This window comes from Polyangium sp. 15x6 (assembly GCF_029960785.1).
Lineage (GTDB): Bacteria > Myxococcota_A > Polyangia > Polyangiales > Polyangiaceae > Polyangium.
Genome location: NZ_JASBQE010000096.1, coordinates 14,597 through 36,505 on the forward strand (window position 1 = coordinate 14,597; position 21,909 = coordinate 36,505).

Consider the following 21,909-nt stretch of genomic DNA (forward strand, 5'->3'; position numbering starts at 1 on the left):
AAGGACACGCGTCACCGACCCAGGTAAATGTCGCTCTTGCCCGTGGGCTTCGGCGCGGCGGATCCGCGCGTCGTCGCGCGAGGCCAGGGCGCGAGGCCTCGGGAGGAGCCGCTCGCGCTCGGGCTCGCCGGCGCGGCGCTCGGCGCGGGCACGTCCCCCGCCTCGGCCTGCCCCGTCGTGACCGCGGGCTCCGCGGCCGGCGTATTCGTGGGCGAAATGCCGGGCGATGCCTGCCCCGGTTGGGTTTGTCCTGTCGGGGTTTGTCCCGTCGTCGTTTGTCCGGGCCCCTCCGGCAACCGCAGCCCCACGAACGCGACGCTCCCGCCCACCACGAGCGCGAGCGCCGCCATGGCCACGAAGGTGAGCGCGCCCGAGCGGCGCTTCGGCGGCGTCGCCTGCGTGATCGCCGCGGGCGCCGACGAGGGCGCGCCGATCTGCATGGCCGCCGGCGTCTCGGCCGAGATCCCGAGCGCCGCGCCCGACCAGCGCATCGTCGGAGGCTCCGCCATCAGTTGCGGGCCCGTCTCCGCCGGCAGCCGTGAAGGGGCCGGGGGCGGCTGCGAGAACGCCGGCGGGCGCGGCAGGACCGAGACCCGCGCGCGCTCCGGCTCGGGCAGCGGAACCAGCATCCCCTCGTGGATCGCGGCGTTCGCCTCGCCGGGCGGGAGCAGCGCCACGAGCGCCGCGAGCATCTCCGCGGCGCTCTGGAAACGCTGCGTGGGATCGAGATCGAGGGCGCGGTGCACGATCGCCGCCACCTCGGGCGGCACCCACGGCGCGAGCCGCTCCACGCGCTCGGCGGGCTCCGTGCAGATCGCGATGATGAGATCGCCGAGCGCGCCGCTGTCCCGGTGCGGCGTCACGCCCGTGAGGGCCTGGTAGAGCACCACGCCGAGCGACCAGAGATCGGCGCGCCCGTCGATGTGCTTGTGCCCGCGCGCCTGCTCCGGCGCCATGTAGAGCGGCGATCCGAGCATGCTGCCGGTCTGCGTCAAGCTCGTCAGCTCGCCGGCCTCGGCCATGCTCTCGGGATCGGGGGCGAGCTTCGCGATGCCGAAATCCAGGATCTTGACCGTGCGCTCGCCGGGCCCCGGGCCGCTCGCGAGGAACAGGTTCGCCGGCTTCACGTCGCGGTGCACGATGCGCTGCGCGTGGGCCACGTCGAGCCCGCGGCAGGCCTGGACCACGATGCGCACCGCGAGATCGGGGCGGATCGGGCCGAGCCGCTTGAAGAGCGCGCGCACGTCCTCGCCCTCTAGCACCTCCATCACGAGGAAGGGCAGGCCCGCGTAGCCGTCGCGGCCCGCGTCGAGCGCGCGCACCACGTGCGGCGTGTCGAGGCCCCGCGCCGCGCGCACCTCGCGTTCGAAGCGCCCGAGCAGCACCTCGTTCCTCGCGACCTCCGCGGTCACGAGCTTCACGGCAACGCGCGCGCCGCTCTGCGTATCGGTGGCCTCGTAGACGGCCCCCATTCCGCCTGCGCCGAGCTTACGTTCGATCCGGTATCGGCCGCCGATGAGGTCATTCATGCCGAGCGCGAAATCCACGCTAAGGGATCTCGCGCGTCGTCGCAAGGCTCGGGTTGACGGCCGCGTCTCCTTCGTGTTCGCTGCGCGTATGCGGCCTCGCCTCGCTCGATCCCTCGCGCCCCTCCTCGTGCTCGGTCTGACGAACGTCCTCGGCGGAACGGGATGCACGCTCGAGCCGCAGGACCTGCCCACGGAGAGGCCCACGCGCGTCGAGGATCCGCTGGTCTACGCCGATCCGCGCGTCGGCAGCGGCGGCTTCGGCTACGCGAATGGCAGCGCCTTCCCCGGCGCGGCGGCGCCGTTCGGTCTCGCGAAGGTCGGCCCCGACACCCGCGGGCCCTACGATACCATCAATTTTTTGCATTACTCGGGCTACTGGGCCGGCGACGATCAGGTCCGGGCCTTTTCGCACCTGCACCTGCACGGCACGGGCGCGACCGATTACGGCGTCCTCGGGGTGATGCCGATCGACGCCTTCGAGGCGTCGCGCTTCTCGGCGCCCGGCTACGAGTCGCACTTCGACAAGGCGACGGAGAGCGCCTCGCCCGGGTATTACGAGGTCACCCTCGATCGAGGCTCGATCCACAGCGAGCTCACGGCGACGCGCCACGCGGCGCAGCACCGCCACGGGTATCCGACCGGCACGAAGGAGGGGCACGTCGTCTTCGATCTCGATCATCACCTGAGCGGAGGCGAGGTCACGCAGGCCGAGTTCACGCTCGAGCCCGAGGCGCAACGTATCCGGGGCAAACTCCATCACGTGGGCGGGATGTCGGGCGGCTTCGGGGGCTACGACGTCTTCTTCGACGCCCGGACGCGCGCGCCGTGGAAAGCGGCGCGCGTCTGGTCGAACGGCGACGCGCCCGCCGAGGGGACGGCCGCCAGCGGCACGAAGGTCGGCTTCGCGCTCTCCTTCGATCTCGGCGCGGACGCGGTGATCGAATTGAAGATCGGGCTCTCGTTCGTCTCGCTGGAGAACGCCACGAAAAACCTCGAAGCCGAGATCCCGGACTGGGATTTCGAGGGCACGCGGGCGAAGACGGCCACGGCCTGGAGTGATCTCCTCGGCCGCATGAAGCTCTGGGGCGGCACCGAGACCGAGCGGCGCATCTTTTATTCGGCGCTCTACCGCGCGTTCCTCATGCCCACCGCGTCGAGCGACGTCGACGGGAGTTACCTCTACGGCGGGCAGCAGCGCACCGCGGACGGTTTTTCCTTCCTGACCGATCAATCGCTCTGGGACACCTACCGCACGGTGACCCCGTTTTATTCGCTCGTCGCGCCCGAGGCCGCGCGCGACACGGCCCGATCGCTCCATGCGATGGCCGAGATCTCCGGCTTCTTCCCGAAATGGCCCATCGCCACCGGCGAAGCCGGCACGATGATCGGGGCGAGCGCCGACATCGTTCTCGCCGACAGCTACATCAAGGGCGTGACCGATTTCGACGCCGAGGGCGCCTACGCCATCGCGCGTCGCGCCGCGGTGGATACGGTCGAGCCGCCCGGCGGGCGCGGCGGGCGTGGCCACGTCGTGCCGTACATGGAGTACGGTTACGTGCCGTCGAGCGTCGGCCGCTCGGCTTCGCACACGCTCGAATATGCGCACGACGACCTCGCGCTCGGCCTCTTCGCGAAGGCGCTCGGCAAGACGGACGACGCGGCCATGTTCGCCGAGCGCGCGAAAAACCATCGAAACCTCTTCGATCCCGTGACGGGCTTCATCCGCGCCAAGGACGAGGCTGGGGCCTTCGCCGAGAGCGCTTACGACCCGTACGCCATCTCGGACCATTACGCCGAGGCGAACGGCTGGCATAGCCTCTGGGCGCAGCACGACATCCCCGGGATCGCCGAGCTCCTCGGCGGGCAAGCGCCGTTCGTGGAGAAGCTCCAGCACTTCCTCGACGAAACCGCCGCCGACCTCGAAGTACGCCCCATCGAGGACCATCTTGCGTCGTCCGTGCCGCGGAACGACTACTGGCACGGCAACGAGCCGGACATCCACGCGGCCTACGGCTTCGCGCAGGTCGGCCGCGCGGACCTCACGCAGAAATACGTCCGCTGGGTGGCGAACGCCCATTACACCGACAAACCCAGCGGCCTCGCCGGCAACGACGACGGCGGCACCCTCTCCTGCTGGTACCTCTTCACGGCCGCCGGCTTCTATCCGATCCCCGGCACCGATCGGTACATCCTCGGCACGCCCTTCTTCCCTCGCCTGGAGATCGCCGTGAAGGGAGGCACGATCGTCATCGAAGCCCCCGCGGTCTCGGCCGAGAACATCTACGTGCAAGCCGCCACCTGGAAGGGTGTCGCGCTCGACAAACCCGAAATCCTCCACGGCGATCTCGCCCAGGGCGGCACGCTCCACTTCGAGATGGGCCCCGCCCCCGGCCCCTTCGGCGTCACCACGCCCTGACAAACCTATTTCAACGATGAACGATCCCCTCCCCCCGGTCTCGCCCCGGCACGTGCTCGCCGCGGCGAAGAGGCTCGCGCCGAGCGGCCTCATTCGAAAAACCCCGCTCGATCCGAGCCTGCCGCTCTCGGCCACGATCTCGGCGGACGTCTTCCACAAGCTCGAGCTCTTCCAGCCCACGGGCTCGTTCAAGGTGCGCGGCGCGGCGAACAAGCTCCTACGATTGCGCGACGAGGAGCAGGAGGTATTTCGGCGCGGATTCGTGGCCGCGTCCGCGGGCAATCACGGACTCGGCCTCGCCCACGCCGCGTCCGCGCTCTCCGCGCGGGCGACGCTCGTCGTGCCCCGCACGGTTTCTCCCGCCAAGCTGGAATCACTCTGGCGTTATCCCGTCGAGCTCATCGTCTCCGTGGGCAATTACGACGTCGCGGAGGCCGACGGCCGGCGCATCGAGGCCGAGCGTGGGCTCACGTTCGTCTCGCCCTACAACGACGTCGACGTCATCGCCGGCGCGGGCACGGTCGGGCTCGAGATCCTCGCCGATCTCCCCGACGTGGACCTCGTCATCGTCCCCGTCGGCGGCGGCGGGCTCGCCGCGGGCATCGCGCTCTACGTGAAATCGATCGCGCCCCGCACCCGCGTCGTCGGCGTGCAAAGCGAGGCCTCGCCCGCCATGCACGCGAGCCTCGCCGCGGGCCACGTCACCGAGGCCGAGGAGCTGCCGAGCCTCGCGGATGGTTTGTCCGGGAATGTCGAGCGAGGCTCGATCACGTTCGACCTCTGCCGGCGCTTCCTCGACGATCTCGTCCTCGTCACGGAGGCCGACATCGCCGAGGCGATGCGCCATTTCCTGCGCGAGGAGCGCCTCGTCGTGGAGGGTTCGGCCGCCGTGGGCGCCGCGGCGCTGCTCGCCGGGAAGATCGATCTCACCCGGACCGGCGTGGCGCGGCCGCGCGTGGTGAATGTCGTTACCGGGCGCAACGTGTCGGAAGCAACGCTCCGCGCCATTCTTTCCCCTCCGGAGGCAGGACGAAATGAAGCCTGAGCCTTGACAGGCACGCAAAAGTTCGCCGACCATCGGATGTTATCGAGGAGGGGAGACCATGATCGAGGCGTCCACGGTATCCATCGTCCACGACGACGCCCGCCGCGCGGGCCGCGACGCCGCGGACGAGCTCATCGATGTGATGGGCGGCCGGCCCGATTTCGTGTTGCTCTTCGGGTCCGCGAAATACGACGGCCGCGCCGTGCTCGACGGCCTGCGCGGCCGCCTCGGCAGCGACGTGCGGATCGCGGGGTGCTCGAGCTTCGCCGAGATCGACGATAGCGGCGGCCTCACGGAGTCCGTCACGGCCATGGGGCTCAGGCTCGGCGGCGCATTGCGCGTGACGCCGCTCGCCGACGTATCGAACGACGGAGACGATCGCGCGCTCGGGCGGCGCCTCGGCGAGCGCGCGCGGGCCCTCGATCCAAGCCTGCTCCTCGTGTTCTACGACAGCCTGCGTGTCAACGGGCCACACGTCCTCCACGGCCTGCATGACGTGCTCGGGGCGACGTTCCCCATGGTCGGCGGAGGCGCCGGGGATCTCGGGCAGTTCGTCCGGGCCTATCAGATCGCCGACGGAGAGGTGCTCTCGGGCGGCGCGTCCGTCGTGGTGTTCTCGGGGCCCATTCGGATCGCGACGGCGGCGCGCAGCGGCTGGATCCCGGTCGGCGGGGAGCACCGGATCACCGGGGTCGAGAAGGGCAACGTCGTGCGGACGATCGACGATCGCCCCGCGCTCGAGCTTTATCAGGAGTACCTCGGCGCCCGCGCGGCCGCCGTGGCCTCGGTCGCCGTCGAGTTCCCGCTCGCGGTCGTGGGCGGCCTCGAAGGCACGTGCCGGCCGGCCGAAGGCGAGATCGCCGTGCTCCGGGCCGTCGCCGGGATCGATACCCAGCGCAAAGCGCTCATCCTCGGCGGGGATTTGCCCGAGGGCACGATCGTGCGCATGACGACCGGGACGCGGGACGACGTGATCCGAGCCGCCGAGGTGGCCACGGAGCGAGCCCTGCGTGCCCTGCCAAACCCTTCGTGCGCGCTCCTCTTCGATTGCATGGCGCGCAAGCTCGTGCTGGGCACGAGGTATCGCGACGAGCTCAACAAGCCGCTCGAGCGGCTCGGGTCGATCCCGAAGGCCGGGTTTTACACGCACGGCGAGCTGTCCCCGGTGGACGGCGTCTGCATGTGCCACAACGAGACCTTCACCATCGCGCTGCTCGAGGGCTAGGGGCCATGCGTTGCAAGTCCTGCGTCCTCGAACAGGAAGGCGCGGCAGGCTCCCTCGACGATTTCTGGGAACAGCTCGGGGACTGCGACGAATGCCCGCTGCAATGCGGCGAAGCGGCCTCGCCGGTCGTGCGGATGCTCGTCTCGCGCCACCGCGAGGCCGCGCGGGCACACCGAAAACTCGGGCAAAGGGCGCGCGCGGCGGAGGCCGCGGTGCGGGATCTGGAGGTGGCCGCCGAGCGGAACGAGGAGCGGCTCGCCACGCTCGCGCACCTGCAAAAAGCGAGCGCCGAGGAGGCCGAGGCCGCGCTTCAGGCCGAGATGGATCTCGTCGCCGAGAAAGAAGCGGCGATCCTCGCCCTCTCGACGCCGATCATCCATGTGCTCGACGGTGTTGTGGTGCTGCCGCTCATCGGCGAGCTCGACGCGCGGCGCGCCGAGATGATGACGAACGCGCTGCTCGACGAGGTCGCGCGGTCGTCGGCGCGGCACGTGGTCGTCGATTTGACGGGCATTCACGCGATGACGGCCGAGACCGCGGAGCACCTGCTCCGGGTCGCGCACGCAGCGCGCCTGCTCGGCGCCGAGGTCGAGCTCTCGGGCCTGCGCGCGGACGTGGCCCGCACGGTGATCGAGCTCGGCGTGGATCTCTCGCGAATCCGCACGCGATCGAGCCTGAAGCAGGCCATCGCGCACGCCTCACGCACGCCGCGCGCGGCCCGCTCGTGAAGTCTTTTTATTCGATCGCGTCCGTCGACCGCGCGCGCTCGCGCAGCAAGAATTTCTGGATCTTGCCGGTCGAGGTCTTCGGGAGCGGACCGAAGACGACCTTCCGCGGCGCCTTGAAATGGGCGAGGTGCGTCCGGCAAAACGCGATGAGATCCGCCTCCGTGATGGCGGCCCCCTCCTTCGTCTCGACGAACGCGAGCGGGGTCTCGCCCCATTTCGGATCCGGCGCGGCCACGACAGCCGCGGCGAGCACGGCGGGGTGCCGATAGAGCGTGTCCTCCACCTCCAGCGAGGAGATGTTTTCGCCGCCCGAGATGATGACGTCCTTCGAGCGATCCTTGATCTTCACGTACCCGTCCGGCTGGAGGACGGCGAGATCCCCCGAATGGAACCAGCCGCCCCGGAAAGCCTCCTCGGTGGCGCGCGGGTTCTTCAGGTATCCCTTCATGACGATGTTGCCGCGGAACACGACCTCGCCCATGACCTCCCCATTGGCAGGCACGCGCTCCATGGCCTCGGGATCCATCACGGTGAGCCCCTCCTCGACGAGGTAACGCACGCCCTGGCGGCCCATTCGCTCCGTGCGATGGCTGATGTCGAGCGCCGCCCAGTCCTCGTGCTTCTCGCAGACGGCCGCGGGCCCGTAGGTCTCGGTCAAACCATATACGTGCGTCAGATCGAAGCCCATCCGCTCCATGCCCTCGATCATCGCCGCCGGCGGCGCCGCCGCGGCGACCATGGCGTGGACGCGGTGCCCGATCCCCTCCCGGAGCGCGGGATCGGCGTTCACCAGCATCGCGTGCACGATCGGGGCGCCGCAATAATGCGTCACCCGGTGCTCGCGGATCGCCTCGAAGACATGGCGCGCGTCGACCTTTCGAAGGCAAACGTTCGTCCCGGCGTTCGCCGCCACCGTCCAGGTGAAACACCAGCCATTGCAGTGGAACATGGGCAACGTCCACAGGTACGTGGCGTGCTTCGGCATGCTCCAGGTGACGATGTTGCCGATGGCATTCAGGTACGCGCCGCGATGGTGATACACGACGCCCTTGGGATCACCCGTCGTCCCCGATGTATAGTTGAGCGAGATCGCCTCCCACTCATCCTCGGGCATGCGGGGCGAAAAGGAGGGATCTCCCTCCGCGAGGAAGGCCTCGTATTCGAGCGCGCCGATACGCTCGCCCGGCCCCTCGTACATCGGATCGTCCACGTCGATGACGAACGGCTTCGATTGCGCGAGCGCGAGCGCCTGCCGCGCCATCCCCGAGAGCTCACGATCGACGAGGAGGACCTTCGCCTCCGCGTGATCCAGCATGAACGCGATCGTGGCCGCGTCGAGGCGCGTGTTCAGCGTGTTCAGCACCGCGCCGGTCATCGGGACGCCGAAATGCGCGTCGAGCATGGCCGGGATGTTCGGCAGGAGCACGGCCACCGTGTCGCCCACGCCGATCCCGCGCCGCGCGAGCGCCGAGCCGAGCCGACGCGCGCGCTCGTACGCCTCGGACCAGGTAAAACGGATGCGGCCATGCACGATGGCGACGCGCTTCGGGTACACCGCAGCCGCGCGCTCGAGGAACGTGATCGGCGTCAGCGGCGCGTAGTTCGCCTTCGTTCGAGGCAATTCTTCGTAAGGGTTCGGCTTCGTGCTCATGCTCGGGCCGGGAGCCTATCACGCCTCCCACTGTTCGAGCGCGCCTCGTAGCGCCGAGACCGACGCGCTCCGCAGATACACCACCTGCGCGCCGTCGATCCCGAGGTTTTGCACCTGATCCCGCAGCGCGTGCGAGACCATGGTCACCATGATGATGACGAGCGCGACCTTCCCCACGTCGCGACGAACCCCTTTCGGCACGCGCGTCTCGTAGTGCTTGAGGGTCAAGCCGTGCTTCTCGGCGACGTCACGATACCTGTCCGACATGCCGCCGCTGCCGCCGATCACGAGCACGGTCCGACCACCACGCGAATCCTTCTCGACCTCTCTGGCAAGGGCTTCTCGGCTCATGCCAGGCGTCCATCGCAAGCCCCGGGCCAGCAAGGACGATCGCGATTTCCCCGCATTTCGCAGGGTGACGCGCTTTATTCCCGGTCAAAATGTCGGCCCGCCCGAAGCGCGCTCTGACAAGCTGGCAAGGAGCGGGTCTCCGTGGCGGACGATACGCTCAGCGTGACGTCACGCCGGCCCGAGCCATTGCGCCGCGGTTTCGAGGAGCCGCCGGTGATCCGGCACCTGCTCCAGGAAACTTCGCCGGAAGCGCCGGTCGCCGATCTTGTCGGCCTTCTCCAGGAGGCGCCGCCGCGCCTCGCCGAGGCGGCGCTTGGCCTCGGTCTCCTGGCCGGTGGCGTGCAGCGCGAGGGCCTGCACGAGCCGCGTCAATGCCTCGCCTTCCTCGATGCCGCCAATCCGGTCGAGGTGGCTCGCCGCCTCGCTCGCGGGCGCCAATGCGGCGACCGCGTGGCCCTCCGCGAGGAGCGAGCTCGCCAGCACCGCGAGCGCATACGCGCGCTGGGCCGGGATGTCCTCGGCCTCCTCCGCGGCCGTGCGCGCGAGCGTCACCGCCCCGACGTGATCGCCCTGCATCGCCCGGATCCGCGCCGCGTGCACGAGCAGGCCCGCCTCGCGGCGCCGATCCTTGCGCTGTCGCGAGGTCTCGAGGGCCGCCTCGATGATCGGCAGCCCCTCGGCGTCGCGGCCGAGGTGCGCGAGGCAATACCCGAGCGCGCCCTGGGCGAACGGCACGAAATCGAGCTGCATGGGCTCGGCCACGGCGACGGCCCGCCGCAGGCCGAAGCAGGCCCGATCGTAAGCGCCGAGGTGCATGTACGCGAGCCCGACGTTCGTGCGCTGCACGCAGGCGTTCCGGACGTCGCTCGCCTCCGTGAACCCGTCCACGGCGGCCTCGACGCGGCGCAGATACGCCGCCGGATCCCCCTCGAAGATGGCGATCTCGGCCCGGGCCGCGGCGAGCCAGGCCCGCAGGAACGGGCCCACGGCGCCCGCCCGCGCGACGCGGCTGTGGGCGTCCCGCGCGAGCTTGCGGCCGAGCGGCGGGACGCCCGCGCGAATGACGAAAATGGCGAGCCGGCAGGCGCTCACGAGGTGCGCCTCGGTCGTGACGCCCTCCTCCTCTTCGAGCTGGACGAGCTCGTCGACGCGCGCGAGCAGGCGATCTTTTCGTCCGAGGTAACCATACGCGATGACGAGGTGCCCGAACGCGGCATGCCAGCCGTTCGAGCCGCGCGCCATGCGGGCCATGGCCTCCTGCGCGGCGCGCGCAGCCTCGCTGTAATGGCCGAGCCAGCGGTGCGCGATGGCGAGCACGAGCCAGGCCTTGCCGCGGACGTCCTCGCTCTCGCCGGGCACTTCGAGCGCGATCTCGGCCCAGCGAATCGCGTCGCCGAGGGCGTTCACGTCGAGCGCCTCCTCGGCGAGCTTGACCGGATCCTCGTCCGTCTGGCTCCGGCTCTCGGGGCCGCCCCATTCGGTCCGAGACGCCGGAAGCGGCGTCAAGACGGGCACGCGCGGCCGCTGCGGGACGGCGGCGGGGCGCAGCGGGGGCGGAGGGCGGTTGACCCGGACGTACCCGCCGCCGTCGTCGGCATTCTGCGCAGCAAACCCCTCGGCGAGGTCGTGCACGGGCGCGTCGAGCACCGGATCCTCGATCGGGACGACGTCCACGAGCCCTGGCACCGCGAGCTGCCCCGCGTGCGGCGCCGCGTGCCCGACGAGCAGGCGCGCGCCGCCGTGGGCCTCGCAGAGGGCGTCGCGAAAATCGAGGATCGTGGCGAAGCGCTCCTTGAGGTCGCGGGCGAGCGCGCGCGCGACCACGGGCGCGAAGGGCCACGCGGCCTTGGGCGCGACGAAGTCGAGCGAAGGCGGCGGTTCGGACGAGACGATCTTGGCGAGCAGCCTGGCGAGGCCGTCGGCGCCGAAGGGCTGCACGCCCGAGAGCATCTCGAACGTGACGACGCCCATCGCCCACACGTCCGCGCGCGTGTCGACCTTCTCGGCGAGGACTTGCTCGGGGGCCATGTACTGCGGCGTGCCGAGGAGCATGCCGAGGCGCGTGAGGCTCTGCTTGCCCGGGTCGTGGAGCTTGGCGAGGCCGAAGTCGATGATCTTCGGGATGATCTCGCCCGAGGGCGAGCGCGAGAGGATCACGTTCTCGGGCTTGAGATCGCGGTGGATGATGCCGGAGGCGTGCGCGGCCGCGATGCCGCTCATCACGGGCACGAGGATCGCGAGGGCCTCGTCGGGTTCGAGCGGCCCGCGCGCGTCGAGGTGCTCGCGCAAGGTCTGCCCGACGAGCAGCTCCTGCACGAGGTAAAACGCGCCGTCGCGGCGGCGGCCGACCTCGAGCACGTTCACGATGTTCGGGTGCTGCACGCGCGCCGCGGCCTGCGCCTCGCGACGGAAGCGGGCCACCATCGAGGGGTCGGTGGCGTAGTGCGGGTGCATGAGCTTGAGCGCGACCTTGCGCTCGATGAGCGTGTCCCACGCCTCGAACACCGTGCCCATGCCGCCCGAGGCGATGACCCGTTGGAGGGCAAACTTGTCGGCGACGACGGTGCCCGGCGAGAGCGGGATGCTGCTCGGCGGCGCGATGGATCGCGGCTCGGGATCGAGGTCGGGCAGCGCGTCGTCGGGGCGCATGCCCGGGGCCCTTTCGCCCAGCTCGTTCCGATCGTCGCCCACGGACGTGCTCCTCTCGATTTTCCCTGTGAAACGCGCGGCGCCGTTATACCCAGGCGCGAGCGTCGGGGGAAGCTCCGGATGCGTAGGATGCGAGGAACGGAAAAACCGGCGGGGAAAAACCGGCGGGCGGGTTCAGGAGGGCTCGACGGGCTTGCCGGCCTTCTTCCAGCCGGCGAGGCCGGCGGGCATGATGAAGACCTTCTTGTAACCGAGCTTCAGGGCGCCGACCGCGCCCTCATGGCAAGCCGTTCAATGATCGTTTGCGCAATAAAAGACGAGCGTGGCCTCCTTGTCCGCGGGGAGATCCTCGGCTCGCACGTTCTCGTGATCGACCCATTTCGCGCCGGGCAGGTGGCCCTTGTCGAAGGTCGATCGCGCGTTGTTGTCGATGACGTGGAAGGCGAGCTTGCCCTCCTTCGCCTCCTTCATCTTGGCGTCGACCTCGTCGACCGTGAGCCGACCAAATCCTTCGGCCTCGGCGCCGTGCTCGCCCGTGGATCCGCCGGGCTTCTTGCACCCGGGCAGGGCGAGGAGCATGGCGGCCGCGAGTGCGACCAACATGTGCCTGTGCTTCATGATCCCTTCTTGCTTGGTTGGGCGCGCTGGAACGCGCGACTCGAAGCGTAAGGGAAATCGAGGCGCCGGGCATCGGCGCCTCGATCGAAGGGCAGGATCGTGTCGGTGTCGGTGGGCCGGCTTTGTCAGTCGGCGGGCCAGGGCGGCGGCGGATCGGCCGGCTCGTAGGGCGTGGTGCTCGCCTCGACGACCTGCAGGTTCTCGATGAAGAGGTCGATGTACTTGAGATCGTCCTGGATGTCCGGGTCGGGATGCTCCGCGAGCCACGTGTCGACGTTCGGCCGGAGCGCCTCGAGTGTGCGGCGCGCGGTGCGCGGATCGCTGTCGGCCGTGAGCTCGGCCGCGAGCTTGAAGCCGGCGTAGATGTTCAGCATGACGAACCCCTTCTCGACGGTCTCGTCCGTGAAGAACTCTTGCGGATCCTCGTACACGTGCGGGGCCTTGATGTCCGTGACCTGGGACTTCGTGAAGCCCGTGAGCGGGTCCCTGTACGAGAGGACGAGCGAACCGACCTCGTAGGGATCCGGCACGCTGATCGCACCGGAGCGCGGCACGAGCTCGAGAATCATCGCGCCGCCGCCGCCGCGCCGGCCCTCGGAAATGGGATCCTCGGAGCTCGTGCGGCCCGCGAGGAAGAGGCTCGGGATCGAGATGGTCCCGCCGCCCTCGGCCGTCTGCCAGCCGTTCGTCCCGTAGATCCCCCGCACGACGTAGCCGCCGCCGACGGTCACGTCGATGTTCACGTCGAGCGCGACGGGCACGAGGAAGGTATTCACCTCGTCGGTGAAGACCTCGACGACGGCCTTCGGATCTTCGAGGAAGTAGAAATTCCCCGCGCCGACCTCGCTGAGATCACGCATGACCTCGACGTCGAAATCCTTGCCGACGCCGATCGTGGTCACGCCGATGCCCTTCTTCGCGTACGCCTCGGCGAGCGAGGTGAGCTTGTCGGGGTTCTGCAGGCCCGCGGTGGCCATGCCGTCCGAGAGGTAAAGCACGCGGTTCTGGTACGTCGGATCGAAATGCTGATCGGCGACGGAGAACGCGGTGAAGAGGCCGTCGTAGAGGTTCGTCGAGCCCGCGGCGAAGAGGCCCTGGAAGGCGCTCTCGAGCGCCTGGGTATCGGACGCGCTCACGTGATCGAGGACGAGCTTGGCGCTCGTCGAGTACGTCACGAGGGAGATCCGATCCGTGGGCTTCAGGGCCGGAATCATCTCGAGGAGGCCCGCCTTCATGTAATCCATGGGCTGTCCGGCCATGGATCCGCTGACGTCGACGGCGACGACGAGGTGCAAGGGCGGGCGCGCGATGTTGCTCACGTCGATCGGCGAGTTCATGCCGATCTGGACGAGGGTGCAATTCGAGCCCGTGATCATGTTGCCCATGACGCCGAGCAGGCCGTGCATGCAGACGTCGTTGCCGCAGGTCGGCGGGGCGTAATCGAGCTTGTGCTCGGCGAAGAAGCCGAGGTCGTCGAGCGCGCCGGGGCCCGGGATCTTGCCGTCCTCGAGGATCTGGCGGAAGAGGCCGAAGTCCTGGGCGCCGCCCTGCGAGACGCCGGTCGCGCCGGGTCCGGGCTCCGGAGCGGCGCTCGCGCCGCCCGACTCCGCGCTGTCGGCCGCGCAGCCCGTGAGCACGAGCGAGGCGAGCAAGGTCGAAAGGAGCGCTGTACCGATTCGATGGTCCATGGTGGTTTCCTCCCGAAATCAAGGCGCCGCGGGGATGACGAGGACGGATTCGTAATGACGGCTGGAGCGAGCGAAGGGCGGGCATTCCGTGTCGCGGATGGGCATGGCCTCGGCCCGCACGAGGTGCAGCGTGCCGTAGCCGTCCGCGAGGTCGATGCTCTTGCCCGCGCGCAGGAAGGAGATCGACGGGACGTGCGCGCCGAGGAAGCTGAGCTCGAGCGGGACGAGCAGGCTGCCGCATTCGTCGTGCGCGCCGGTGCAGCCCTCGGCGAGGTCGGACTCGACGGTGGGCTCGCCGAGCGGCGCGTCCGTGCCCGTGAACCCATACCGCGCGAGGACGTTGCCGCGCACCGCGACCACGGTGTGTGTGTCGCTGTGGAGGATGAGGATCTTGCCCTCGGGCGGCTCGCCGTTCGTCTCGGGGGCAGAGCCGGCGATGCCATCACGCTCGTCGATCATGAGGCTGTCGCCGGCCTTGAACGGCATGGCCGCCTTGGGCACGCAGACGTACATCGTCGATTTGTTCTGGAGCACGAGGGCGTGGCAATCGTCGGGCGAGGAGATGATGGATTCCACCATCCAAGGCCCGCCGATGGGGACCGGCGTGGACCACTCGATGCCGACGCTCTCGTCGGGTGTGGTGCAGCCGGGGGCGACGGGCGGCTCTTCGAGCGCGGGCGCCTTGAAGACGGCCTCGTGCGGGCCGAGCGAGAGTTTGCCATTCGAATCGAGCGAGAGCGGGATCATGAGGCGGTCGTCCGAGTTCGTCACCGTGGAGACGAGCTGGGTCGGGAACGTCGAGGAGGACCAGGCGAGGAGCGTGGGCGAGAGGCCGTCGGCGTCGACGAGGTAGGCGACGCAGCCCGCCGTGTCATTGTTCTGGAGAGGCAAACCCCGGCCCGGCTGGAGGAGCCACGCCTCGGCCGGCGCGAAGAGCTCGCGCGAAAGCGCGGATTCGGGATCGGCGAGCAGGGTCTCGCAATCGACCTGGACCGAGTCCTTGAGCGGCCGCAGGCGCACGAGGCGCTCGCCGTCCGTGGTATTGCCGAGGGAGAGCGCGCCAGCCTCGGTGGGCGTGACGCCGCAGAAATCGGGGTCGCAGGTCGGCGGCGGGTCGACGGGCTCGCTGGTCGCGGCACAGGCGAGCGATCCGAACACGACGGCCGTGCGCTGGGCCAGAGGGCGCTCGGGCAGCGGGCGCTGCATGGCCGGGACGAGGACACGCCACGCGAGGGCGAGCGCGGGCAGCGCGATCAGATCGGTGGGATCGACGGTGATTTTCCAGGGGAATGGCGTGAGCGCCGTGAACGCCTCGAAGGCGCGCGCCGCCGCGGGCGAGAGCTTGATGGCGGCGAAGACGGCGCCCGTGGCGAGGTGCGCGAGGAAAAGGCTCCGGCGGCTCCCGAGGCGGAGGAGCACCGCGAGGAGCGCGGGCGCCACCACGAGCCCGGCGAAATCACTCAGTTTGCCCGTGATCGCGCCGGGAAGGACGCCCGCGCCCTTGAGGACGTGGTCGTTCAGGGCGAGGACGGCGAGAGATCCGAGCCACAACGGGTGGAGCAGCGCGCGACGCGCCGCATAAGGTCGTTCCATCGGCATTTCATCTCCTGCATGAGGGAAAGACGAAGGCTGGGCACGGCCAGCAAACCATGTGCCATACACGTATTCCCGGGATTCGCGAAGAGATCCTGCTACCAGGGCCGGCGCGCGGCCCTGACAGCGGTGTCGCGGCGGAGGCGCGAATCAGAGGTGGACGCGCTCGAGGCGTCGCTCGATCACGTCGAGGATCCCGCGGGCATAACTGGCCCCGGCGGTGCGGGAGAAGCGGCGGCGGGCTTCGTCGGTAGCGTTGTCGACCAGGTAGCCGTGCTCGACAGCAGAGAGCATGTCGACGTCGCCCACGTCGTCGCCGAAGCCGAAGGCCCGGGAGCGCGGGATGCCGAGGCGCTCGAGGACGAAATCGGCGACCTGGCGTTTTCCGACGCCCCGCGGCACGAAATCCACGTCGTAGGCGCCCTCGGGCTCGCCGAGCGCGGGGTGGCAGGGATAGACGTGGACGCCGATCCCATGGCGCTCGGCGATCTTGTGGAGGATCGAGGCGATCTCGGGGTGCCGGCCGCGGCCGTTCGGCTGAAACATGTAACTATCGATGCGTCTGCCCGCTTGCTCGCGGCGGACCAGGTGGACGCCACGGCGGAGGAGATCGTCGAGCGCGGCGGCGACGCGGGCCCTCGAAAAGCCGCTCTGCGCGACGCGGGCGTCCCATTCGGCGACCGGGCGGCGGCCTTCCTCGCGGGTGAAGAAATCGAGCTCGGCGCCCCAGGAGCTCGCGATGAAATGGGGCACGACGCGCAGGCCGTGGGTGCCGACCGTGGCGGCGACGACGTCGATGGGCCCGTCGGCGACCCAGCCGAAGACGAGGCCGAGCGCGGAGGCCTCTTCGAGGAGGAGCTGCTCGAGCGAGCGCCGATCGCGGCGGCGCTCGGGCGAGCCGTCGTGCGCGAGGTAGGTCTCGTCGAAATCAGCGAAGACGACCCAGCGCGGGGCCGCGATGCGCGGCAGATACGTGCGGCGATCACCGAGCGGCGGCATGGCGCGTCCATCGCATGGCCGGCAGAACATGGCCGGGGTTCGGGTTTTTCAAGACAAGCATGGGATCCATTCCTTCGCGAACGAGGCCAAAGCCGGAAAGAAAAAGGCGGCCCCCGAGGCGCGGGACGAGGGAGGCCACGATCGGCCGCGGCGAGGCCCTCGGCCGCCAGCTCCCCGTCCATGACGCCAGCCGTAGCCGAGATTATCATGCAATGGCAGGGGGCCGACGGAAATCGACGCCCAGATCGGACGTATCCTGTCCGATCTGGGCGCCTCGGATATTTTTCGTGTTTATCGGCTCTCTGGGGGTCAGACCCCGCCGCCCGGGGGGGTCGGGAAGCGGCTGCGGAGGCGCCGCGCCTGGGTGAGGTGCTGGACCAGCGAGCCGCGCATGTCGCGCAGGAAGGTCTCGATCTCCGTCGAGTCGGCGTTCGGGATGAGCTGCGCGTCGAGGAGCGTGATCGCGCGCTGGTGCATGGCGATCTGCGTGTCGAGGTAGGTGACGTCGAACTCGGCGGCCGGCACGGTCCGCAGTCGCTCGGCCATGCGCTCGGCCTCGCGGCGGAGGTTCGACTGCATCTCGCTCCCCTCCTGCTTGACCCGGAGCTTCTCCTGGAGCGACTGAATGCGCGTCTCGGCCTCCTCGTGCTCGTCGGCGAGGCGCTGCGCGTAGGCGCGGACCGCGTCGTTCGTGGTCCGCTGGTGCGCCGTCTTCGCGCCCTCGATCTCGGCTCGATCGATGGTCGACACGACGGCCAGAATCTGTCCGTGCGAGGGCGGCTCCCAGGGCTCCTCCGTGGCCTGACCCGGGCGGTTGTTCCCCGCCTCCGTGCCGCAGCCCCACGCGCCCACGGAACCGAGCGCGAAGAGCAGGAAGGCACGGCCGAAGGACCGATGGAATGCGTGAGCCATGCGTCGTCTCCTCTCAAAGGCGCCGCTCGCTCGCTTCGGTCAGAGCCGAGATCCACGCGTCAGCGCCCCCATGGCCATGAAGCCCCGCGGCGCGTGGCGAGAGCCGGCCCCACCGTCTCCCGAGGTCGGGGAGCCCCGGACGGCAACATGCTTTCCGCCCGGGTCGTTGTGCCTCCGCGCTCCGTGGTGTAAGTGGGGCCGAGCGCGGCGCTCGGGATCGTCCCCGTCCCCGCCGCCTCGCTCTTCCGCATGGATACGACCCCCATCGAGCGAAGCCTGCGAAGCGCGGAGACCGGCACGCTCGTGGTGGACAGTCGCCTCGTCGCCCGCGTGATCAAGCGCCACCGGCGAATCGTGGGCATCGGGCTCCTGGTGCCGCACGCGTCGTGTTACGCGCTCGGGAGGGACGAGCTCCTCGCGCTCGTGCCAGCCGCGGAGCTCGGCGAGGCCGGAAAGAGGCTGCCGGAGCACGTGGTGCTCCTGCCCAGGCCGAAGGGATCGGAGATCCTCGACGCGTCGCCGGCCGAGGTGCTGGCGCGGCTCTGGCGCGGGGCGTTCCACGGGCGCGTGCACCTCGCGCTCGAAGCCGCGCGGCGCCGCGGCGCGCTCGATGAAGCGGGGATCCGGGCGCGGATCGATCGGATCGGGCAAACGGAGTTCGACGAGATCCGGCGCGTCTTGCGGGCCGACGATCTACTCCTGCCCCCGGCCGACGACGCGGAGGTCTACACGGAGTTCGCCGCGCTCTTGCTGGAGCTCCACCACTTCGCCCCGCGCCTCGTTGCGAGGACGTTCCCCACGCTGCGGGACACGTCGCGAGCGCTCGCGGTGATCGGCGGGGACGTGGACGCGCGCGCGCTGCTCGCGGCGTGCAGGCCCGAGGGCGCGGCGGAGCCTTCGGAGACGCCGTTCGGCAAGGAGTCGACGACACCGACGTACTCGGCGCTGCCCGCGCTCGACGTGCTGCCCGCGTTCCTGTCGCGGCGCGCGACGACGGTCGCGGGCGCGCAGAAGCTCGTGGCCCAGGCCGAGAAGGCGCGCGCCGAGGGGAACCACGTGCGGGCCGCGCTCTCGCTGCTCGCGGCGATGCCGGCGGCGGGCGAGGATCAGCAGGTGAAGCTGCGCGCCCAGGTGCAGCGGGATCTCGACGCGCTCGGCGCGCGGCTCGACGCGGCGCTCGTGGGCCCGGGCGAGAGCGCGGAGGGCGCGCCGCGGGTGCCGTGGACCTCGTCGCTGATGCCGCTCGCGGTGACGGCGAGCGAGAGGCAAGCGCTCCGGTATCCGGTCGAGGCGCGGCTGCTCTACGATCTCCAGCGGGCCTGCGTGGCGCACGAGCGTGGGGCGTCGGCGGTCGATCTCGTGACGTGGGCGCTCTCGCTCGGCGATCGCCCGATCGTGCGGAAGCTGCCGGCGACGCGGCCGCTCAAGATCGCGCGGCACCTGCGGAGCGCCCTGCAAAAGCTACGGCACGTGGAGATGCCGTCCGCGGATCGACGGCTCATCGCGCGGCTCCTGCGCATGGCGGTGCGGCGGGCCGAGGAGAACGTGCGGAAGACGCTGCGGCCGGTCATCGAGGGGACGCTCGACGGCGTGGGCCTCCGGCCCGCGAGCGTGCCCGAGCGCGTGGCGCGGAAGAAGCTCGTGGAGGAGCTCTGCGATCAGGTGGTGGCGCGCGGGTTCTTGAGCATCGGGCAGCTCCGCGACGCGCTCTCCCGGAGCCAGCTCAAGATGGCCGACGTCGCGCTCCCGGGTGAGCTCGTGCGCGGCGATCCGCTGCTGCTCGCGGACAAGGCGCTCGATGTCTCGCTCGACGGCGTCTACCGCCGCGGCGAGGTGTACCTGCGCGCCTTGCAGAAGGTGTCGAGCGTGTTCTTCGGGACGAAGCTCGGCCGGCTCGTGACGCTCTTCGTGATCTTGCCGGCCGGCGGCGCGTTCGTGGTGCTGGAGGGCTTGCAGCACATGGTCGGGCCGGCCGCGAAGGCGCTCGGCTTCGTGCCGCCGCACCTCGTGAGCACGCCGTCGTTGCTCGTGATGACCGCCGTGCTCTTCGGGCTCATCCACAGCGAAGCCATCCGCGCCGGCGCGATGCGGGTTTTGTCGATGCTCGGCCACGCGCTCGCGGCCGTCTTCGTGCGCCTGCCGCGGTGGGTCTTCTCGCTCGGGCCGATCCGGCGCGTGCTGGAGAGCGGCATGGCGCGGGCGCTCGCGCGGTACGTGCTGATGCCGCTCGTGGTCGCGACGATCCTCTACCTGGCGACGCCCCTGCGCGACGTGCCCGGCGTGATCGGGCCCCTCGGCGCGGCGGGCGTGTTCGTGGCGGCGAGCGTGCTGCTCAACACGCGGGCGGGCCTCGTCGCGCAGGAGGTCGTGTTCGACCAGATCGCGCTCGGCTGGGAGGCGCTGAAGGGGCGCGCGCTGCCGGGGCTCCTGCGGCTCGTGATGAGCATCTTCCGCGCGATGCTGGAGCTCTCGGAGCGCACGCTCTACCGGGTCGACGAATTCCTGCGGTTCCGTGAGGGCGACAAGCGCGCCACGATCCCGCTCAAGGCGACGCTCGGGCTCGTGTGGTTCTTCGTGGCGTACGTGATCCGGCTCTACATCACGCTGCTCATCGAGCCCGAGATCAACCCGGTGAAGCACTTCCCGGTGGTCACGGTCGCGCAGAAGATGCTGATCCAGCAGCTCGCCGAGATGCTGACGGTCATGAACCACGCGCTCGCCCCGCTCGGCCCGGTCATCGGCGGGACGATCGCGGCGACGACGGTGTTCCTGTTCCCGAGCGTGTTCGGCTTCCTCGTGTGGGAGTTCAAGGAGAACTTCCGCCTCTACCGCGAGAACCGCGCGAAAAACCTGGGGCCCGTGCCGATCGGGCATCAAGGCGAGACCGTGGGCACGCTCATGCGGCCCGGGTTCCACTCGGGTACGTTGCCCAAGCTCTACGGAAAACTTCGGCGCGCGGCGCGGCGCGCGGAGCTCGACGAGTCGCGCGGCGTCGAGCGCGGGCACGGCTCGCTGCGCGGCCTGCAGGAGCAGCTCGACGACCTGCGCGAGACCGTGCGGCGCGCCGTCGATCGCGAGGTGAGCGGCCTGCTCGCGGCATGCCCCCGCTTCCGCGCGGGCGCCATCACCGTGCAGAGCGTCGAGCTCGGTTCGAACCGGCTGCGCCTCGAGCTCGCCTGTGATGCGATCTCCAAGGCGAAGACCGTGATCGCGTTCGAGGAGCAGAGCGGGCTCGTCGTGGCGAGCGTGACCGAGCCAGGGTTCGTCGATGCGCTCGACGGCTCGGATCGGATCCTCTTCGAGAACGCGATCGCCGGGTTTTACCGCATGGCCGGCGTGGATCTCGTGCGCGAGCAGATCCGCGCGGCGCTCGGCGAGGACGTGCCGTACGACATCGCCGACGAGGGCCTCGTGCTCTGGCCGGGCGAAGGCTACCGGACCGAGGTGATCTACGCGCTCGACGCCGGGTTCAGCGGCCCGCTCGTGCCACCCGTGGTGCGCGGCGAGCGTCCGGGCGTCGAGCCCAAGCCGCTCGATTTACGGAAGATCCTGTTCCGCGATCAGCACATCCCCTGGGCCGAGTGGGCCCTGTCGTGGCGCGAGGAGGTCGCGGGCGAGGCGCCGCGGCGGGTGCTCTTCGGCGCGTCGATCCTCCCGCCGCCGCGGCTCGAACGGGAACGCGCCGCGCGCCTGGCCTCGGCATGAACCACGCAAAGGCCGCTGCCCTCGTCGCGCTCGTGCTGCTCGCGCCCGCGTGCGGGCGGGAGACGCCACCCGAGCCTCCGCCGGCCAGCGCAGCCCCGAAGGTCGAAGCGAAGGCCACGTCCGGGCCGCCCGAAGCGGCGGGGATCCGGTACCTCGAACGCGTGACGGGCGGCGCCGCCGCGACCGAACGTCTGCCGCTCGTGGTGGCGATCCACGGGCTCGGAGATCGTCCGGAGTCGTTCGTTCGGCTGTTCGATCGGATCGAAGCGCGCATGCGGGTCGTCGTTCCGTACGGGACCTCGCCGCACGGCGACGGCTTCTCGTGGTTCCCGCTCGCGCGTCGAGATCCTGCGAAGCTCGGGGAAGGCACGGCGCTCGCGGCCGACGGGCTCGCCGCGATGCTGGAGGAGCTCGAACGGACGCGGCCCACGCACGGCCGGCCGATCGTGACGGGGTTTTCCCAGGGAGGGATGCTGAGCTTCACGCTCGCGGTCAAACACCCCGAGCGCATCGGCGAGGCGCTTCCCCTCGCCGGCCTGCTCGCGCCGCCGCTCTACCCGAGCTCGTGGCCGATGGGAAAGTTCGCCCCGCTCGTCCACGCGTTCCACGGCGACGCGGACACGATGGTGCCGCTCGCCGGCGCGACCGAGACCGTGCGCGCGCTCGTCGCGGCGGGCTTTTCGGCGGAGCTCACCACCTACCCCGGCGTGGGGCACACGGTGAACGCTTCGATGCGGGGGGATTGGCAGAAGGCGCTGGAGGCAGCGGCCCAGCGGGCCGCCGCCTCGAGGCCGTGACGA

15 protein-coding genes are annotated in these 21,909 nt (G+C 70.2%); 6 read left to right on the top strand and 9 right to left on the bottom strand.

Annotated features, from left to right (window positions below; genetic code table 11):
* Positions 1-11 precede the first annotated feature (11 nt).
* Complete coding sequence (locus tag QHF83_RS42275; protein WP_282423769.1) at positions 12-1,529, bottom strand: serine/threonine-protein kinase; 1,518 nt, start codon at positions 1,527-1,529, stop codon at positions 12-14.
* Positions 1,530-1,617: 88 nt separating this feature from the next.
* On the opposite strand from QHF83_RS42275, the gene QHF83_RS42280 reads away from it, so the two are divergent.
* Genes QHF83_RS42280 through QHF83_RS42295 form a run of 4 tightly spaced genes read left to right on the top strand, consistent with a single transcriptional unit; the run spans position 1,618 to position 6,943 of the window.
* Positions 1,618-3,945, top strand: coding sequence for a GH92 family glycosyl hydrolase (locus tag QHF83_RS42280; RefSeq protein WP_282423770.1), 2,328 nt, complete (start codon positions 1,618-1,620; stop codon positions 3,943-3,945).
* A 16-nt stretch (positions 3,946-3,961) separates the two neighbouring features.
* Complete coding sequence (locus QHF83_RS42285) at positions 3,962-4,990, top strand: threonine/serine dehydratase (protein ID WP_282423771.1); 1,029 nt, start codon at positions 3,962-3,964, stop codon at positions 4,988-4,990.
* A gap of 58 nt (positions 4,991-5,048) precedes the next feature.
* A complete protein-coding gene (locus tag QHF83_RS42290; protein ID WP_282423772.1) occupies positions 5,049-6,215 on the top strand; it encodes an FIST N-terminal domain-containing protein in 1,167 nt (388 codons plus the stop codon).
* A 5-nt stretch (positions 6,216-6,220) separates the two neighbouring features.
* Positions 6,221-6,943: an STAS domain-containing protein gene (locus QHF83_RS42295; RefSeq protein ID WP_282423773.1), complete on the top strand. Its 723-nt coding sequence runs from the start codon at positions 6,221-6,223 to the stop codon at positions 6,941-6,943.
* Positions 6,944-6,950: 7 nt separating this feature from the next.
* Here QHF83_RS42295 and QHF83_RS42300 read toward each other — a convergent pair whose 3' ends face one another.
* From QHF83_RS42300 to QHF83_RS42335, 8 genes are all read right to left on the bottom strand, one after another.
* Positions 6,951-8,594: an acyl-CoA synthetase gene (locus QHF83_RS42300; RefSeq protein ID WP_282423774.1), complete on the bottom strand. Its 1,644-nt coding sequence runs from the start codon at positions 8,592-8,594 to the stop codon at positions 6,951-6,953.
* 18 nt (positions 8,595-8,612) lie between these two features.
* Positions 8,613-8,945 (bottom strand): DUF2325 domain-containing protein, encoded by a 333-nt coding sequence (locus QHF83_RS42305; protein WP_282423775.1) that lies wholly within the window; start codon positions 8,943-8,945, stop codon positions 8,613-8,615.
* 168 nt (positions 8,946-9,113) lie between these two features.
* Entirely contained in the window at positions 9,114-11,594 is a 2,481-nt protein-coding gene (locus QHF83_RS42310; protein ID WP_282423776.1) for a serine/threonine-protein kinase, read from the bottom strand.
* Positions 11,595-11,885: 291 nt separating this feature from the next.
* Positions 11,886-12,212 (bottom strand): rhodanese-like domain-containing protein, encoded by a 327-nt coding sequence (locus tag QHF83_RS42315; RefSeq protein WP_282423777.1) that lies wholly within the window; start codon positions 12,210-12,212, stop codon positions 11,886-11,888.
* Positions 12,213-12,337: 125 nt separating this feature from the next.
* On the bottom strand, positions 12,338-13,900 hold the full coding sequence (locus tag QHF83_RS42320) for a VWA domain-containing protein (RefSeq protein WP_282423778.1): 1,563 nt from the start codon (positions 13,898-13,900) through the stop codon (positions 12,338-12,340).
* Between the two features lie 18 nt (positions 13,901-13,918).
* The gene (locus QHF83_RS42325) at positions 13,919-15,493 is read right to left on the bottom strand and encodes a hypothetical protein (RefSeq protein ID WP_282423779.1); all 1,575 of its coding nucleotides are present in this window, start codon (positions 15,491-15,493) and stop codon (positions 13,919-13,921) included.
* Between the two features lie 150 nt (positions 15,494-15,643).
* The gene (locus QHF83_RS42330) at positions 15,644-16,492 is read right to left on the bottom strand and encodes an HAD hydrolase family protein (protein WP_282423780.1); all 849 of its coding nucleotides are present in this window, start codon (positions 16,490-16,492) and stop codon (positions 15,644-15,646) included.
* Positions 16,493-16,801: 309 nt separating this feature from the next.
* Positions 16,802-17,404, bottom strand: a complete 603-nt coding sequence (locus QHF83_RS42335) for a DUF4142 domain-containing protein (protein WP_282423781.1) — start codon at positions 17,402-17,404, stop codon at positions 16,802-16,804.
* A gap of 249 nt (positions 17,405-17,653) precedes the next feature.
* On the opposite strand from QHF83_RS42335, the gene QHF83_RS42340 reads away from it, so the two are divergent.
* Together QHF83_RS42340 and QHF83_RS42345 are read left to right on the top strand one after the other, a co-directional pair.
* Positions 17,654-21,109 (top strand): hypothetical protein, encoded by a 3,456-nt coding sequence (locus tag QHF83_RS42340; RefSeq protein ID WP_282423782.1) that lies wholly within the window; start codon positions 17,654-17,656, stop codon positions 21,107-21,109.
* Positions 21,106-21,906 (top strand): alpha/beta fold hydrolase, encoded by an 801-nt coding sequence (locus QHF83_RS42345; RefSeq protein WP_282423783.1) that lies wholly within the window; start codon positions 21,106-21,108, stop codon positions 21,904-21,906. Before QHF83_RS42340 ends, QHF83_RS42345 begins: the two co-directional genes overlap by 4 nt.
* Positions 21,907-21,909: the final 3 nt, after the last annotated feature.